The sequence below is a fragment of the Leptospira fletcheri genome (assembly GCF_004769195.1).
GTDB lineage: Bacteria > Spirochaetota > Leptospiria > Leptospirales > Leptospiraceae > Leptospira_B > Leptospira_B fletcheri.
Map to the genome: position 1 here is coordinate 139,714 of NZ_RQET01000001.1, position 15,175 is coordinate 154,888.

A 15,175-nucleotide genomic window follows, 5' to 3' on the forward strand; every position below is an offset into this window, starting at 1 on the left:
TTTTATCCGACTCGGGTTTCTCTGTCGGAAACTTCGTTACATCATCCTTCGATCCGGATGAACGATCTCTGTGATTCGGATTCCGTAATAGTCATCCAGAACGACGAGTTTTCCCTTTCCTACGAGTTTTCCATTCGCGAGAATATCCAGGTCCTCTCCTACCGCATTGTCTAATTCCACGACTGCTCCCTCGCTGAGAGCCAACACGTCCTTGATGTACATGTTCGTGCGTCCTAATTCCACCGTTAAGGCCACGTTCACATCTAGGAGAAGATTCAAGTTGGCGGTATTCGAAGAAGAGGAAGCCCGGGAACTAGGTTTGGGAGGTGCCGGAGTGGAAGAAGGCCCTAACGCAGCCGCGATGTCCGCAAAAGAAGGTGCACCTGCCCCTCCACCGCCACCACCCGTTGATCCGGAAGCGCCGGCATCTCCTCCCAAAAGGGAATCGAGCTCTCCGCTTAGGTTAAAATCGGCAGATCCGCCCTCCCCGCCTCCGGATGCGCCGCCGCCGCCTCCGGTAAGAAGTGCATCGATATCGTCCTGGGAAAGAGATCCTTCACCCATAAGGGGTTGCCTCCAAGGGGGTTTTCTATTTTCTTCGACAGTACCGAAGGATATTACAAGAGAAATTCTTCCGGAGAAACCATGAAACCCGAAGATTCCCACCACAGCACTGGCAAAAACACAGGATCTCACCTGGATTTCAGTCGTGCCAAAGAGCTTTTGCTCAAAGAACTTCTCTCTTCCGGAGTTGCGGAAAGGGAACTTCCCTCCTTTGTCCCGGACAAAAAAGATCTGAAAGTGGAATTTCCCATTCCCCCGATCGAAAAGTCCCAATTATTAGATTGCCTACAAATCGTAAAAAATCACGTAGAAAACCTGCGAATCCACACCTTCGAACCCGGGTATTATTGTCTCCAAGCCCTGAACGAAAATCTTTTTGAAACGAGAAACATCTTAGATAACGCGAAATTTCGATTTTATTCCGGAAGAACCCAAAATCGGGTGGAAATCACGAAAAAAGGAGACTTTTCCCGAGAAGAAATCTTTGCAGCGATCGATCTCTTCCGATATTTACGCCAGTCAAAACGGGAATCCGTACAGAATCCAAAGGAACTTCTTTTAAGACTCGGAATCGAGGTCTACGAGCCGGAAGAGGCCAAGAAAAAAGGGGACTGGATAACCTTTGATGCCATTGCCGGCTACGAGGACGTAAAACGACAGATTCTGGAATCCATCATTCTTCCTTTAAAATCTCCGGAAACGTTCCGACAAGTGGCCGAATTGACTCGCAAATTTCCGGGAAGAACGAAACCCAGAGCCGTTTTACTGGAAGGAGAGCCTGGTGTAGGCAAAACCTCTATGGCCAAGGTGGTCTCCTGTATGACGAACATTCCCTTGGTATATGTTCCTGTAGAATCCATACTCAGCAAATATTACGGAGAAAGCGCTCAAAATATGGCCTACGTATTCGACGCCGCGGCTCTTTTCCCCTCTTGCCTGCTTTTCCTGGATGAGATCGATTCCCTAGCCGGTTCTCGCGACGACGGTCTATTCGAAGCTACAAGAAACATCCTTTCCGTCCTATTACGGAAATTGGATGGGTTCGACGGTGGGCAAAAATCGGTGACTTTGGGGGCGACAAACCGAAAACAGGATCTAGATAAGGCCCTATTGTCCCGCTTCGACCGCTCCATTTACTTCCCCCTACCGAATCTAGAGGAAAGAAGTTCGATTCTGGGAAATTATGCGATCCACCTAACCGAAAAGGAAAGAATCCTACTTTCTGAAAAATTGGAGGGCAAATCCGGCCGGGACATTCGCGATTTTTGCGACTTTACGGAACGCAGGTGGACTGCCCGATTGATCGAAAAAGGATTGAAGCCCCTTCCCCCACCGTATGAACTGTATTTGGAAATCAGTTCTAAAACGGGAAAATAACCGTTTTCCTCCATGAAAAAAGGTTATCTTCCGATTCAATCTGGAGTCTATTTTTCCGATACTATATACAGGAATTTTTCGAGAATACCGAAAAATTTCAATCCGCTGACTAAAAGTACCAAGGAATAGGGGACAATGAAACTCAAAGTCGCATTTTGCCTAGCCATTTTGGCAGTAACCGGCCTACTGGATGCACAACAACAAAACCAACAAGGCCAAAAGAAGGACGATCTCCAAGCTGGAGCGGCGATCCTAGATACGGAAAAAGGACTGGATGAGCGCATCTTCGAGCTAAATCAAAGACTGACCCGACATACGGTTTTGATGAAGATGAAGGTTCGAATCCTGCCCTTCCGCACTGTTCTTTTTAAAGGAAAATCCAACGGCGACGAATGCGTGCCTGCCGTTAGCCAGGAAGATCCCGCAAACAATTGTATCCGGGTGGAAGTTTACGATTTCATTAAGGACGACGAGCGTGGCCAAGGAAAAATCGTACAAGGCGGACTCGCGAAATTTATGGAGATCTATTTCGACGGCCAAAACAGCAATGATCCGGATCCCCGTATGGAGCCTCCGAGAAATATGGCTAAATTGATCAGCAAAATATACAAAAATAATTTTCTGATCGAAGATAAGGTGATTTCCGAGATCATCGACCGTACTCCGAACGGACAGCCCGCTCACAATGATAAGGTGGAGATTTATTTCCAAAAGAACGGTTATCCCGAATACGGAAGACCGGAAACCCCTGGTGAAAAAGGTGTGGGAAAATATCTGATGACGAGCGTGGAAAACACCAAAACCCACCCCATCAGAAACGCCTTTAAAAAACAGTTCTACATCAAGCACCTGGACGATTTCGACCGTCTCTTTACGAAGATTTTCGATTATAACGACCAATTAGGAAACGAAAACTACAGAGAGAACGTAGACATCATGAAGGAGTCTCTGAAGTACTAAGTGAGGTATATTGTTCCCTGTTCGTCGTGCCGAACCGAACTTCGTATTCCTGTAAATCTGGGAAAGTTGACGGTCCGGTGCCCTCGCTGCTATCATTCCTTTTTGTTCGATCCCGACGATAAGTCCTCTTACGTCGGAGGCAGATACGAATCGGATGAGGAAAATCCGAATCCCCGCTCTTTACGGGGATTTTTTCTTTTTATGGAAGACCTCTGGAGAAGAACCAAAGAAAGACTCTTTCCGAAGAGAAACGAAACCTTAGGTTGGCAATCGCCTTCTTCCCCGAGAGAATACGTGGATCCGAACTCCCGCTCCTTTTATCGAAAAAGTTTTGCGCAACGATTTGCCCGCAACTTCCTATTGGCGCTGATATTTATCGGAATCGTTCGTGCCTGCTTTTTTAGCCGAGACCGTATGATTTTTCAGGAAGAAACTCTTCCCCCCATCCAGGAAGAACCGGAGCGACGGATGCCCCCTCCCTCTTCTCCCGACGAGCCAAAGGAAGAACCTCCCCAATACGAAATCTGATGAATCTACTCCTCCTGACTCCGGAAGAGCTGATTCGAGATTCGGAATACTCCGTCCGGGATCGACAAAGGGTCGATCATATTCTGAACATATTAAAAAAACGAGAAGGAGAATCCGTTCGAGCGGGGATCTTGAACGAGTCCTTAGGTAGCTTCCGTATCACTGCGGTTCGGGAACGTGAAATCAAAGGAAGTTATAGAAGAATCCTATTTGCAACCCCCCGTGCCCCCAAGTTGGTATTATTCTCCGCACTGCAAAGGCCCCCTACTGTGGAGAAAATACTCCAGCTCGCGGGAACCTGGGGAATCTCCGAAATCGGATTTTTCAATTCCGAACTTTCCAGAAAGGAATACCTCACTTCTCCCGTCTGGAGAGCGGAAAATCTAAGTACGGAATTGAGACTCGGAATGGAGCAAGGCCGAAACGTATTCGAACCTAGAATGCGCCTTTTCTTTTCCCGCCCGCAAGACGGAAAAAAACCCGTACTAACAGACGATTGGAAGGCGGAACTTTCTTCCTTTCCCGGAAAGTTGTTCTATCTGGACCGAAAAGGGGAATCGTTAGCTTCGCTTACGGAATTCGAAAACGAAAATACCACTCGAGCGTTCTTATTAGGACCGGAGCCCGGATGGAGCCGTAAGGAAAAGGAGGGGTTTCGTAAGGTCGGAGCTCTGCCTATCCGCTTATCCCGCTCCGTGCTTAGGAGCGAGCAGGCCTTGGCCTTTCTTCTGTCCCAGCAGGAAGAGATCTTAGAACGTAAGGGAATTCGAAAATAGAACTTTCTGTTCGTCCTGGGTAATGAAACGATTCGAAGTGCTGTCGTACACCCAACGTCGGATGTCTTGCAGACGAATCGTTACCACTCCTAAATTCAAAGCCAATTCGATCGCTCCTACGGAATTATTGTCCAGTTTGAATGCGTCGCTATTTTGGTTGAAATTCTTTTTGGTATAATAGCCGGAAAGCACCAGAGTATTTCCCAGAGGAATATAAAGTCCCAGGAACACACGTCTATGATTCGTGCCTCCGTATTTTTCGTAGTTCGCCTCTATGGATAACCTGTAAAAAGCGAGGATCACGGAAGTGAACGTGCCCTTCACTTTGGGACCGTTCGGATCCAGGAGTCTAGCGGCTTGCAATTTCGTTTCAGGGATATTCGAGCCCACGTTCGCCTGAAACCGCTCCAATTCATAGAAGCTGTCGAAATACATAGGAATATAATTCGCATCCATATTCCGATATTCCGGTTTGATTCTGGCGTAAATATCCTTTCCACCCACCTGAAATACCGCACCGTAATGGGTTCCTTTCGCGTTATTCAGATTACGGATCGTATTTATATCGTAGTACGGGGTTAGCTCCACGTATTTGGAACTTAAGAGTTTGTATTCCGCGTCGAGTCCGGTGATCGTCAATTTTTCGGTGGTCTGCACGAGAGGGTTATTGTTGGAGTCCAGTCTCAAACGTCCCGTGGTATCGAAGGAGAGTTGGGAAGGAGCCTTAGCGTCAAAAGCGGTAGTGGCACCGATCGCGAAACGGTTTACGAAATTATCCTGGTTGAACAATTCCTTCATCTTCTGTTCCGGTTTCTTTTCGATCGGAACCATCTGTTCCTTCTTGCCGTCCTCGGATAAGGCCCTGTATTTTTCCCTGTCTTCCGGATCCACACCGGCTTCCTCGTAAACCTTATTCCGCCCCGCTTCGTCGGCTACGTTTCCTTGGCCTACGGGCATCATGGCGAAAAGCCTGGATCTACCGGTCAATATATCGAAGAGTTTAAATCCTACCGCAAGAGGTCGGACATATACCCTCCCCGCTCCGATTTCCCGGGAATAAACGGAATTGGTAAAGACCTGGACTCCGCCGTAATCGGAATTGATATCCGACATGAGCCCGACGTTATAATTGTCTATCCTTTGGTTGTTTACATATCTGTAAACTACAGTCCCGTGTCCGATATATCCGTCGAAAATCTTTCCTGCATAAAAGGAAAAGGTGGTTTCTCCCGGTTTGTACTGTCCGTACGTCCCGTACCAAATATTATTGATGAACCTCAGATATTCGCTTTTTTGATCGTAATCGATCTTACGTATGCTCCCCACTTTCAAGTTCGGATCGGTGGGAGGAGGGTTATAGATCAGAAAGTTCACCGGAACCGTGAGGGACATTCCGAAATCTCCCCCGAAATTCAAATTCAAGGTCGGAGCGATATAAAAATAATAGTTGTTCTGGTACTTGTTGATACCCGCGTCGTAAGTAAACGCGTCCGCAGGCTGCATAAATTGCCTACCGGGCGGAAACCACAATTGGGCTTCCAAATCGGAAGTTCCGATCAAGGGCGCTAAAACCGACGCTAGCAGAAAGGTCCCTGGAAGGATGAAACGTCTTTTAAATTCCGCGATCGATTTTAACTTCATAATCCGTCGGCCGAAATAGGGACCTCCCTGTTTCGGGCCATCAAAAACTTATAGATAGTATCGTAACCCTTGCCGGGAATCTAAATCAAAACCCGCCAGGGGAAAACCGGAAAGCGGACCGGAAACGGTTCCAGAACGGGAATTCTCTTCAGTCACTTTCTTCCTATCGGAACCAATTCATTGGGGCGAATTTTCCCGGTTTTGGAAATATTTTTCAAATGTTTTCTTTTCTCTCTTACTATTTGGAGTTATTTCCGGTTTACCTCAGGATAAATACGTTATATTGAATATTTTATCCTATTTAATAGATTTTAATTGACTATATTTGATGCCATTTTAAGTTTTGTTGGAGAAGGAGTTAGAATCAAATGCCCAGACAATACAAACCCGAAACGATTGCATTGCACGGAGGACAATCTCCGGATCCGACCACCACTTCCAGAGCGGTCCCTCTGTACCAGACGACATCCTACGTATTCAAAGACACGGACCATGCGGCACGCTTGTTCGGCTTACAGGAATTCGGAAATATCTATACCAGATTGGGAAATCCGACTACGGACGTTCTAGAACAAAGAGTGGCAGCATTGGAAGGCGGGATCGCAGCCTTGGCTACAGCTTCCGGCCAATCCGCGGAAACTCTGGCTCTACTGAATATCGTAGAATCTGGCCAAGAGATCGTCGCCTCTTCTTCCCTATACGGAGGAACATACAACTTACTACATTATACTTTTCCGAAATTCGGAATCAAGGTCCATTTCGTAGACCAATCCGATCCGGAAAATTTTAGAAAAGCGTCCAACGATAAGACCAGGGCCTTCTTTGCCGAAACGCTCGGAAACCCGAAGCTGGATACTCTGGATTTGGATGCGGTATCGAAAGTGGCCCATGAAATAGGAGTACCTCTAGTCATAGACAACACACTCCCCTCTCCCTATTTGGTGAATCCGATCGAGCACGGAGCGGATATCGTCGTGCATTCCTTAACGAAATTCCTCGGCGGCCATGGGACTTCGATCGGAGGAATCATCGTAGACTCGGGAAAATTCGATTGGGGAAACGGAAAATTTAAGAATTTTACGGATCCCGATCCGAGTTACCATGGACTAAAATTTTGGGATGTTTTCGGAAAGTTCGAACCTTTCGGCGGCGTAAATATCGCCTTCATCATCAAAGCTCGCGTCCAGGGATTACGCGACCTAGGTCCTTCGATTTCCCCTTTCAACTCCTGGAACATCCTGCAAGGAATCGAAACCTTACCCTTACGTTTAACGCAGCATTCGCTTAACGGACAAAAAGTCGCGGAATATCTTGCCAAACATCCCAAGGTAAGTTGGGTCAATTATCCCGGACTCGCTAGCGACAAAAATCATTCCCTAGCAAAAAAATACCATAAGCGAGGACTTTACGGCGCGATTCTCGGATTCGGTATCAAAGGTGCCTTACCGGAAGCGAAAAAATTCATAGATCATTTGGAGCTTTTCTCCTTATTGGCGAACGTCGGAGACGCAAAGTCCTTAGCGATCCACCCTGCCTCCACGACACACCAACAGTTGACGCCTGCCGAACAACTCTCTGCCGGAGTCACCCCCGAGTTCGTACGCTTGTCGATCGGTCTGGAACATATCGACGATATTTTAACCGATCTGGAGGAAGCTCTGAAAAAGGTGTGACGTCCGATTCTATTAAGAAAAACGTATAAAAAAGGCCGCTTCTCGGAGTTTTCGATCGGGAAAATTCGGAGGGTGGCTTTCTCGATTGGTCGGAAAAGCAGGATGAATGTAAAAAAATCGGTCGGAATCGTCCAAACTCAGACTGTGCAACTTCCCGACCTGCGTCTGGGCAACGGCTCCATCCTTTCTCCCCTTTTGATCGCATATGAGACCTACGGAGTTCTTTCCGAAAAAAAAGACAATGCGATCCTTGTTTGCCACGCGCTTTCCGGAGACGCGCATGCGGCCGGATTTCATTCCGACTCCGACAAGCGTCCCGGTTGGTGGGATGAATATATAGGTCCGGGAAAAGCCTTCGATACGGATAAATATTTCATCATCTCCTCCAATGTGATCGGCGGCTGCAAAGGTTCTTCCGGTCCCTTAACAACGAGTCCGATCAGCGGAAAACCTTTCGGATCCAGCTTCCCTTTCGTTTCGATAGAGGATATGGTTGCTGCACAAAAGTTGCTGGTGGCACACCTAGACATAGATGTCTTATTCTGCGTGGCCGGCGGATCCATGGGAGGAATGCAGGCCTTGCAATGGAGCATTTCCTACCCGGACAGCGTTCGGAATTGTATCGTTTTAGCTTCCACTGCGGAACACTCGGCGATGCAGATCGCATTCAACGAAGTAGGAAGACAGGCGATTCTTTCCGATCCGAATTGGAACAACGGCTTGTATGAGGAAAATTCGCCGAGAAAAGGTCTCGCGTTAGCCCGGATGGTCGGACATATCACCTATCTTTCGGACGACAAGATGAGGGAAAAATTCGGCAGGAACGCGCCGAGAGGAAACCTTCTCAATTCGGACTTCGCGGTCGGAAGCTATCTGATTTATCAGGGAGAAAGTTTCGTGGATAGATTCGACGCAAATTCCTACATATACGTGACCAAAGCGCTGGATCATTTTAGTTTAGGAAAAGGAAAAGAACTCACCGCCGCTCTCGAACCGGCCAAATGCAGATTCTTAGTGGTATCCTACAGTTCCGATTGGCTCTATCCTCCCTCACAATCCAGGGAAATCGTCAAGAGTCTGGAAGCATCCGATAAGAGGGTTTTTTACGTGGAATTAAATACGAAAGAAGGGCACGACAGCTTCTTACTCGCAAATCAAAAACAGGAAGACGTGCTGCGCGGATTCCTAGAAAACCCGGCGACTGAAACTCATGGATTCTAAAACAATTCCGGGAATCGCATTGAAGGAAAGGCCCGATTTTGCCTACATTCTGGACACGATCGCTCCGGGTTCGAGAGTGCTCGACTTGGGTTGCGGAAACGGAGACTTGCTCTATCTCCTTAGTCAAAAAGGAATCCGAGGGCAAGGGATAGAAAAGGACGAGGACGCCATCGTGGAATGCATTCGCAAAGGAGTGTATGTTCACCACGGAGACATAGACGAAGGCTTGGAGCATCACGAAGACAAACGCTTCGATTATGTGATACTCAACCAAACGATCCAGGAAACCAGACACCCCGGAGACATCATCAAGGAATGCCTTCGGATCGGAAAGCGCCTGATCATCGTCTTTGCGAATTTCGGCTACTGGGAAGTCCGCTTTAAAATCCTTTTGCGAGGAAAAACTCCCGTAACCGATTTGCTCCCGTACCGGTGGTTCGATACTCCGAACCTTCATTTCTTATCCGTACTGGATTTCGAGGAGTTCTGCCAGATCCGAGGCTTTACGATCGAGGACCGCGCGTTTTTCCGGGATTTGAAACAAATCAGATTCAGGCCGAATTTCTTTGCGAAATTGGCCCTATTCCAAATCCGTTAATTGCTTCCTACGGGAATCTTGCCCGCCCTCTCCAAACCCAGATCGATCAAGGATCTGTAAATTTCCTCGATGGGAATCCCCGCGGCCTTGGCCTGTTGCGGGACCAGACTCGTTTCGGTCATTCCTGGAAGCGTATTGGTCTCCAAAACGAAAGGCTCCCCGTCCACCAAAATGAAATCGGTTCTAGAACAACCTTCGCACCCTAGAGCTTGGTGAGCGGCGATCGCTTGGTTTTGGACTTTGGAAAAAACGGACTCAGGAAGTCTCGCCGGAGTGATTTCCTGAGAAAGTCCCGGTTTGTATTTCGATTCCAGGTCGAAAAATTCCCCACCTGGAATGATCTCCGTAGGGGGAAGCGCCATCCTAACGAGTTTTCCGGAAACTCTCTTTTCCCAAACGCCGCAGGAAACCTCCGTACCGGAAAGAAATTTCTGGAGAATCGCACGGTCTTCGTGTTTAAAAAACTCCTCCAATTTCGGCTTCAAATCCTCTCTTCGATCGATCCGAAAAGTATGATAACTTGAACCGCCTTCCACAGGTTTCAGGAAGAGTGGAAATTCGAATTCGGAAGAATCCAACACCTTGGGGTCGCTCTGAAAATCGCTCTTTCCGATCTCCCAAAACGGAGCCACATTCATTCCTACGGAACGAAACAGACGATTGGCGCGAATCTTATCCATCGCGATCGCCGACGCTTCGACGGCGGAGCCAGTATATGGAATTCCCAATACGCTTAAGAAGCCTTGCATGCAACCGTCTTCCCCGAAAGCCCCGTGCAACCCGAGAAAAACGATATCGCAATCCAGGCTGGAGAAGGCCCCCGCTTGGACTCCGTTTTTCGTTTCGAATTCTTTTCGGTACGAGTCTGGATCGGTCGGTACTCCTTCCGGCAAAAATAACCGATATTCATTAGGAATCACCCACTTGGCATCCTTCGTAATAAGAATGGGTTTGACCAGATGTCCCATGGAAACCAATGTCCTACATATGAACGCACCTGTCCTTAGGGATATTATGTGCTCCGTGGACGTTCCTCCAAACAAGACCGCGATCTTTAACAAACCAATCTCTCCTTTCTCTAAACTAAAGGGAAAATCCTGAAGAATGAGATTTCCTAGAATTCTCCTTATCCTTTTCTTCCTCTTTTGTACGGAAAGTCTATTTTCGGAATTCCCGTTCAAACCGGTTTCCCCCTATCCTTCCGAGTACAGTCAATTCTGGTTTTTGTACCAAAACGAAAAAAGACTAGGAGAAGAGGAACAAATCTATCGCCCCTTCTTTTCCTATTATAGGGAAACCAAATCGAATTACAAATACAGGACTTTCCTGTTTCCAATTTTCTATTCGGAACAAACGGATTATTGGAGAGTCTGGTCCTTTTTATTCTTCGCAACAGGCACGGAGACCTTTCACGACGACCAAGGTTGGGACGAAGACACCCTCTCTCCTCTTCTGATCTGGGGCAAAGGAGACACTGCCAGAGAATCCTATTTCGGTTTTTTTCCTTTTTACGGAAGACTCCGGAGCAAACTTTCCTATGCCGAATTGAACTTCACGCTTTTTCCGATGTATACGAATTGGAAGTACAAAACGTACAATGCCCATTCCGTACTCTGGCCGATCTTTTTGTACGGAAGTTCCGACGTCCGGAGCGAATTCCGCCTTTTCCCTTTCTTTTCACGGAAAGTACATAAGGGAAAATACGAACGATACTCTCTTCTATGGCCGTTTTTCCAATGGGGAGAAACCTTTCAGGACAAACGGGAACCTGCCTCGTACTGGATGTTCTGGCCTTTTTATCTTTCCAAAGATTCGGCGTACGGAAACTTAAAAGTTCGGTCCTTTCTTTGGTTCCCCATCCTAGGCGCACTTTTTTCCTACGGATATGATAAGCGAACCCAAGAGATGGACTGGAACGCCCTGTTTTTTCTTTTCCAGTACGGTAGAAACGACGACGAGGATTATAGAAAAATGATCTTCTTCCCTTTTTACGGTTACTATCGCTTTGCTTATAAGGAAACCCGCTTTTTGACTCCGTTCTACTTCCGTTTGAGTTCCGATACCTATCACATCAAATCTTCCGAAACCTATCTGATTCCGTTCTGGTGGAGGACGAACCGAACCTATGTCCAATGGGGACGGGAAGAAAACTATTACAAACTCTGGCCTCTTTTCCGTTGGCACGAGGATCGGGACGGAAATCTCACCTGTAATCTTCTTTCTCTTTTTCCGTTGAAATCGGAAATTGTAGAGAGGATTTGGGATCCGGTCTGGTCTATCGTCGAATACCAAAGGCTATCCAACGGGGAAAAAAGACTCTCCTTGCTGATGAGGTTGTATACGCAAAGATGGTCCAAGGAAGAGTTTCACGTGCATATCCCTTTCCTAGTCGAGTATTCCTCTACTCCGGAAAAAACATCCTACCAATTCCTGTACGGATTTTTCGGGGTGGAAAAAGATAGGGAAAAAACCACCGTTCAAATTCTCTGGTGGATTAAGATATAAAAGAATGTTCGAAACTTTCAAGGAAAAGACGAACCAAGTCCTGTATGCGGCGGGATTTACGATCTTACTCATAGCGGAAACGTTTTTAAGCCTGCGTTTTTCCGTCGAAAAGCGTAAGGAAATCTTGGACCAAATGTTCATCGCCGGAGTCGGAAGCCTATTTGTGGTTTCTGTCGTCGCGGTTTTTACTGGAATGCTTTTGACCTTGAATACCGGACTAGGCTTAAAGGATTTCGGCGCGGAAGGACAAGTCGGCCTCCTCTTGACGGTTACCTTAACTCGGGAAATGTCCCCTTTCATGACCGCTTTGATTTTGGCGGCTTCCATAGGGTCCGCAATGGCCGCCGAAATCGGCACGATGAAGGTCTCCGAGGAGATCGACGCATTGGAAGTGATGTCCATCGATCCGGTTCGATTTCTGGTCTTTCCCAGGATCCTAGGTTTTTCCATCATGGTTCCCGTTTTGTGCGTTTATTCCAGTATATTAGGAATCTGTGGAGGAGCCGTCGTCGGACATTTCCAATTAGGTTTAGAATTCATCGTCTACTTCCAGGACGTGTATGAAAGAATCACTTCCATTCCCGGACTCAAGGATCTGTACACCGGACTATTCAAAGGTTACATATTCGGACTCATCATTTCGTCCATCTCCTGCTCTCACGGCCTAAGAACGAGCGGCGGAGCGATCGGAGTGGGACGAGCGACCCGAGAGTCTGTGGTAAACTCTTTCTTAATGGTCATCTTCTTCGGATACGTGATCACTGCGATCTTCTATAGACAATAGGCGGACCGGAATGGAACCTTATGCGATAGAAATCGTCAACATGCACAAGTCCTTCGGTACCCGAAAGATCCTGCGGGGAATGGACTTACAAGTCAGAAAAGGAGAAACGAGAGTGATTCTCGGACCCTCCGGAACCGGCAAATCGGTGACCTTAAAACATATCACCGGCCTCCTGGATCCGGATGCGGGGGAATGTCGGATTTTCGGCGATAAAATTTCCGGCGCAACGGAGACAGAAAGGAAAAGACTTCGCTCCAAAATGGGGGTATTATTCCAATCCGGAGCGCTCATCAACTGGATGACGGTTTTCGATAATGTGGCGCTTCCCTTACGGGAGCACAAATTATTTCCCGAAGAGGACATCCAGAGGATCGTTTCGGAAAAGTTGAGACTCGTGGACATGACGATCGCAAAAGACAATTATCCCAACGATATTTCTGGAGGAATGAAAAAAAGGGCCGGGTTGGCGCGCGCCATCGCTTCGAATCCGGAAATCATTCTCTACGACGAACCTACTTCCGGCCTGGATCCCGTCATGTCCAACGTGATCAACGAATTGATCATCCGGATCCGCCAAGAAACGGGGGCAGCCCAAATCGTAGTGACTCACGATATGTCCAGCGCCTATATGATCGCGGACCGGATTTCCTTCTTTTACGGAGGACAAGTTCTTTTTACCGGGACGCCGGAGGAAGTCAAAACTTCCGACAATGAATTCGTTCGCCAATTCGTCACGGGCTCCACGAAGGGCCCCATGGTATTGGAAACGAAATCCTGAAAAAATGGGTCCTAGATGAAGCGGCTCCAAGCGAAAGTCGATACTAGTAACGGAGAATCGGATAAAAAATGAAATCGTTTCGCTATCTTTTGGTCGGCGCCATCTTTTCCGTGGCTTTAGTTGTGGTCGGTTATTTTACCGTCATGACGGAAGGAGGCCCCGTACAAAAACGAGGCGAATTTATAAAGATCAATTTCAAAAATGCGGACGGCATAAAGGTGGGAAACAAGGTCACCGTGCAGGGGGTTCCCTTCGGATACGTTTCCAATATCCGACTCATCCAGATCGACGAGGAAGGAAGAGTTCTTCCGTCCGGAGAAATCGGAATCGCTACCAGGGTGGAAGTCACCATTTTGTTAAAGGAACCCCTGCGCATGTATGAGAATTACGATATCACGATTCGAAACGAAAGCCTTCTTTCAGGAAGATTGATTTCCATCGATCCTGGAACGGCGGACGCTCCTCCCGAGGCAAAACTTCCGCCGGGTACCACGTTTCAAACCGTCGACTATAAAAAAGGATCCTCTCTCAAAGGTAGAGTTCTACAAGATCCGTTAGTCTCTCTCTCCGAATTGATCGCCGAGAATAGAGGGGACATTCGCAGAACCTTTTCCAACGTCGCAGACATCACTACGAAGGTGAATAATGGAGACGGAACTCTCGGAAGATTGATCAATCGGGACGATCTCCATACGAATATCAATACGGTGCTTACCGACGCACAGATTGTGCTCCGGGAATTGCGGGAAGGTCTGGAAGATACGAGGGAACAGGCTCCGGTTACGAGCTTCATCCGCGCTGCTCTTAGCTCGTTCTAAATCGGATTCTTTTTCCTTGCAAGCTGTCGCTGCCGGGAGGAAAAAGCCAGCTATGTCGTTTTTGCCTGAAATCGCGATCCTTGGAACCGGAATCATGGGAAGAGGAATGGCCGTGAATCTCGCCGCCAAAGGCTTTCCTCTTCGCCTATTCGCAAGAAACCCGAAAAAAATCCAAGATTTGGAATCTCCGAACGTGTCCATTCATACGGACCCGAAATCCGCCGCAAAGAACGCCTCTTTAGTCGTTCTTTGCCTAACGGAAGATTCCGTAGTCGAAGACATCGTATTTGAAAAAGGAATTCTGGAAAGCGACTGCAAATACCTTCTGGATACCGGAACCACTTCTCCGGAACTCACGGAACGGATCGGAGAAGCTTGTCTTTCCAACGGAATCGCGTTCCGAGACGCGCCTATGACAGGTTCCAAAAACGCGTCCAGAGACGGCCAAATTCTATTTATGTTAGGAGCGAAAGACCCAGCGGAGATTTCCGAAATCTCTTTCTTCTTCGAAACCTGCGGCAAAAACGTCGTTTATTGCGGCGGCATCGGGGATGGCCAAAGAGCGAAAATTGCGTTAAACATGGTACAGGCGGGAATCTTTCAAGTCTATATGGAAGGATTCCAATTAGCCGCAAGTCAGGGAATTTCCCCGGACATTCTGAAAGAGATTCTGATCCAATCCGCAGCGAAATCTGGAATTAGCGAATTCAAATTTCCTTTCGTATTTTCCGGAAACTACGAGACCCATTTTTCTCTTAAGAACATGAGAAAGGACGTAAAGCATGCCTTAGCTTTGGCTAAAAATTCCGGAACTCCCCTAACCCTCTGTTCTCATTTGGATGGAATTTACGATCAAGGGCAGGAATACGGGTTGGGGGAAATGGACTACTGCAGTTTAAACGAGGTCACTGCAAAGATCCGATCCCGGCAGTCCGGCTAAAATTGCCTTGCC

15 protein-coding genes are annotated in these 15,175 nt (G+C 47.6%); 12 read left to right on the forward strand and 3 right to left on the reverse strand.

From position 1 onward, the window contains the following. Positions 1-36 precede the first annotated feature (36 nt). Positions 37-564, reverse strand: coding sequence for a flagellar motor switch protein FliN (gene fliN, locus EHO60_RS00645; RefSeq protein WP_135766237.1), 528 nt, complete (start codon positions 562-564; stop codon positions 37-39). 81 nt (positions 565-645) lie between these two features. Between fliN and EHO60_RS00650 the strand changes: the two genes are divergently transcribed. From EHO60_RS00650 to EHO60_RS00665, 4 genes are all read left to right on the forward strand, one after another. Next, a complete protein-coding gene (locus EHO60_RS00650) occupies positions 646-1,941 on the forward strand; it encodes an AAA family ATPase (RefSeq protein WP_210409299.1) in 1,296 nt (431 codons plus the stop codon). A gap of 135 nt (positions 1,942-2,076) precedes the next feature. Next, positions 2,077-2,901 carry a flagellar-coiling protein FcpB gene (fcpB, locus tag EHO60_RS00655; RefSeq protein WP_135766239.1) on the forward strand — a complete coding sequence of 275 codons (825 nt, stop codon included), beginning with the start codon at positions 2,077-2,079 and terminating at the stop codon, positions 2,899-2,901. A gap of 66 nt (positions 2,902-2,967) precedes the next feature. Next, positions 2,968-3,429, forward strand: coding sequence for a hypothetical protein (locus EHO60_RS00660; protein ID WP_246028079.1), 462 nt, complete (start codon positions 2,968-2,970; stop codon positions 3,427-3,429). Then, entirely contained in the window at positions 3,429-4,205 is a 777-nt protein-coding gene (locus EHO60_RS00665; protein ID WP_135766241.1) for an RsmE family RNA methyltransferase, read from the forward strand. The genes EHO60_RS00660 and EHO60_RS00665 overlap by 1 nt, the downstream gene beginning before the upstream one ends. Here the strand turns inward: EHO60_RS00665 and EHO60_RS00670 are convergent. Continuing rightward, positions 4,179-5,708 carry a hypothetical protein gene (locus EHO60_RS00670; RefSeq protein ID WP_246028093.1) on the reverse strand — a complete coding sequence of 510 codons (1,530 nt, stop codon included), beginning with the start codon at positions 5,706-5,708 and terminating at the stop codon, positions 4,179-4,181. The two genes, EHO60_RS00665 and EHO60_RS00670, sit on opposite strands and share 27 nt — an antisense overlap. A 506-nt stretch (positions 5,709-6,214) precedes the next feature. On the opposite strand from EHO60_RS00670, the gene EHO60_RS00675 reads away from it, so the two are divergent. The 3 genes from EHO60_RS00675 to metW all read left to right on the forward strand — a co-directional run bounded on the left by EHO60_RS00675 (position 6,215) and on the right by metW (position 9,338). After that, entirely contained in the window at positions 6,215-7,519 is a 1,305-nt protein-coding gene (locus tag EHO60_RS00675) for an O-acetylhomoserine aminocarboxypropyltransferase/cysteine synthase family protein (RefSeq protein WP_135766243.1), read from the forward strand. Between the two features lie 102 nt (positions 7,520-7,621). After that, entirely contained in the window at positions 7,622-8,740 is a 1,119-nt protein-coding gene (gene metX / locus EHO60_RS00680) for a homoserine O-acetyltransferase MetX (RefSeq protein ID WP_135766244.1), read from the forward strand. Next, a complete protein-coding gene (gene metW, locus EHO60_RS00685; protein ID WP_135766245.1) occupies positions 8,730-9,338 on the forward strand; it encodes a methionine biosynthesis protein MetW in 609 nt (202 codons plus the stop codon). The genes metX and metW overlap by 11 nt, the downstream gene beginning before the upstream one ends. On the opposite strand, the gene EHO60_RS00690 is transcribed toward metW, so the two are convergent. Further along, the gene (locus EHO60_RS00690; RefSeq protein WP_135766246.1) at positions 9,335-10,399 is read right to left on the reverse strand and encodes a D-alanine--D-alanine ligase; all 1,065 of its coding nucleotides are present in this window, start codon (positions 10,397-10,399) and stop codon (positions 9,335-9,337) included. The two genes, metW and EHO60_RS00690, sit on opposite strands and share 4 nt — an antisense overlap. Before the next feature lie 43 nt (positions 10,400-10,442). On the opposite strand from EHO60_RS00690, the gene EHO60_RS00695 reads away from it, so the two are divergent. The 5 genes from EHO60_RS00695 to EHO60_RS00715 all read left to right on the forward strand — a co-directional run bounded on the left by EHO60_RS00695 (position 10,443) and on the right by EHO60_RS00715 (position 15,163). Continuing rightward, entirely contained in the window at positions 10,443-11,843 is a 1,401-nt protein-coding gene (locus EHO60_RS00695) for a hypothetical protein (protein ID WP_135766247.1), read from the forward strand. Positions 11,844-11,847: 4 nt separating this feature from the next. Next, on the forward strand, positions 11,848-12,627 hold the full coding sequence (locus tag EHO60_RS00700) for an MlaE family ABC transporter permease (RefSeq protein WP_135766248.1): 780 nt from the start codon (positions 11,848-11,850) through the stop codon (positions 12,625-12,627). A 10-nt stretch (positions 12,628-12,637) separates the two neighbouring features. Then, positions 12,638-13,405: an ABC transporter ATP-binding protein gene (locus EHO60_RS00705; protein ID WP_135766249.1), complete on the forward strand. Its 768-nt coding sequence runs from the start codon at positions 12,638-12,640 to the stop codon at positions 13,403-13,405. Positions 13,406-13,473: 68 nt separating this feature from the next. Beyond that, on the forward strand, positions 13,474-14,223 hold the full coding sequence (gene mce, locus EHO60_RS00710; RefSeq protein WP_135766250.1) for a mammalian cell entry protein Mce: 750 nt from the start codon (positions 13,474-13,476) through the stop codon (positions 14,221-14,223). Positions 14,224-14,275: 52 nt separating this feature from the next. Then, positions 14,276-15,163: an NAD(P)-dependent oxidoreductase gene (locus EHO60_RS00715; protein WP_135766251.1), complete on the forward strand. Its 888-nt coding sequence runs from the start codon at positions 14,276-14,278 to the stop codon at positions 15,161-15,163. Positions 15,164-15,175 lie beyond the last annotated feature (12 nt).

Bases quoted from the DNA above. Each gene is read 5' to 3' on its own strand.
- fliN (WP_135766237.1), bottom strand. From the start codon at position 564: ATGGGTGAAGGATCTCTTTCCCAGGACGATATCGATGCACTTCTTACC.
- EHO60_RS00650 (WP_210409299.1), top strand. From the start codon at position 646: ATGAAACCCGAAGATTCCCACCACAGCACTGGCAAAAACACAGGATCT.
- fcpB (WP_135766239.1), top strand. From the start codon at position 2,077: ATGAAACTCAAAGTCGCATTTTGCCTAGCCATTTTGGCAGTAACCGGC.
- EHO60_RS00665 (WP_135766241.1), top strand. From the start codon at position 3,429: ATGAATCTACTCCTCCTGACTCCGGAAGAGCTGATTCGAGATTCGGAA.
- EHO60_RS00670 (WP_246028093.1), bottom strand. From the start codon at position 5,708: ATGCAGCCTGCGGACGCGTTTACTTACGACGCGGGTATCAACAAGTAC.
- EHO60_RS00675 (WP_135766243.1), top strand. From the start codon at position 6,215: ATGCCCAGACAATACAAACCCGAAACGATTGCATTGCACGGAGGACAA.
- metX (WP_135766244.1), top strand. From the start codon at position 7,622: ATGAATGTAAAAAAATCGGTCGGAATCGTCCAAACTCAGACTGTGCAA.
- metW (WP_135766245.1), top strand. From the start codon at position 8,730: ATGGATTCTAAAACAATTCCGGGAATCGCATTGAAGGAAAGGCCCGAT.
- EHO60_RS00695 (WP_135766247.1), top strand. From the start codon at position 10,443: ATGAGATTTCCTAGAATTCTCCTTATCCTTTTCTTCCTCTTTTGTACG.
- EHO60_RS00700 (WP_135766248.1), top strand. From the start codon at position 11,848: ATGTTCGAAACTTTCAAGGAAAAGACGAACCAAGTCCTGTATGCGGCG.
- EHO60_RS00705 (WP_135766249.1), top strand. From the start codon at position 12,638: ATGGAACCTTATGCGATAGAAATCGTCAACATGCACAAGTCCTTCGGT.
- mce (WP_135766250.1), top strand. From the start codon at position 13,474: ATGAAATCGTTTCGCTATCTTTTGGTCGGCGCCATCTTTTCCGTGGCT.
- EHO60_RS00715 (WP_135766251.1), top strand. From the start codon at position 14,276: ATGTCGTTTTTGCCTGAAATCGCGATCCTTGGAACCGGAATCATGGGA.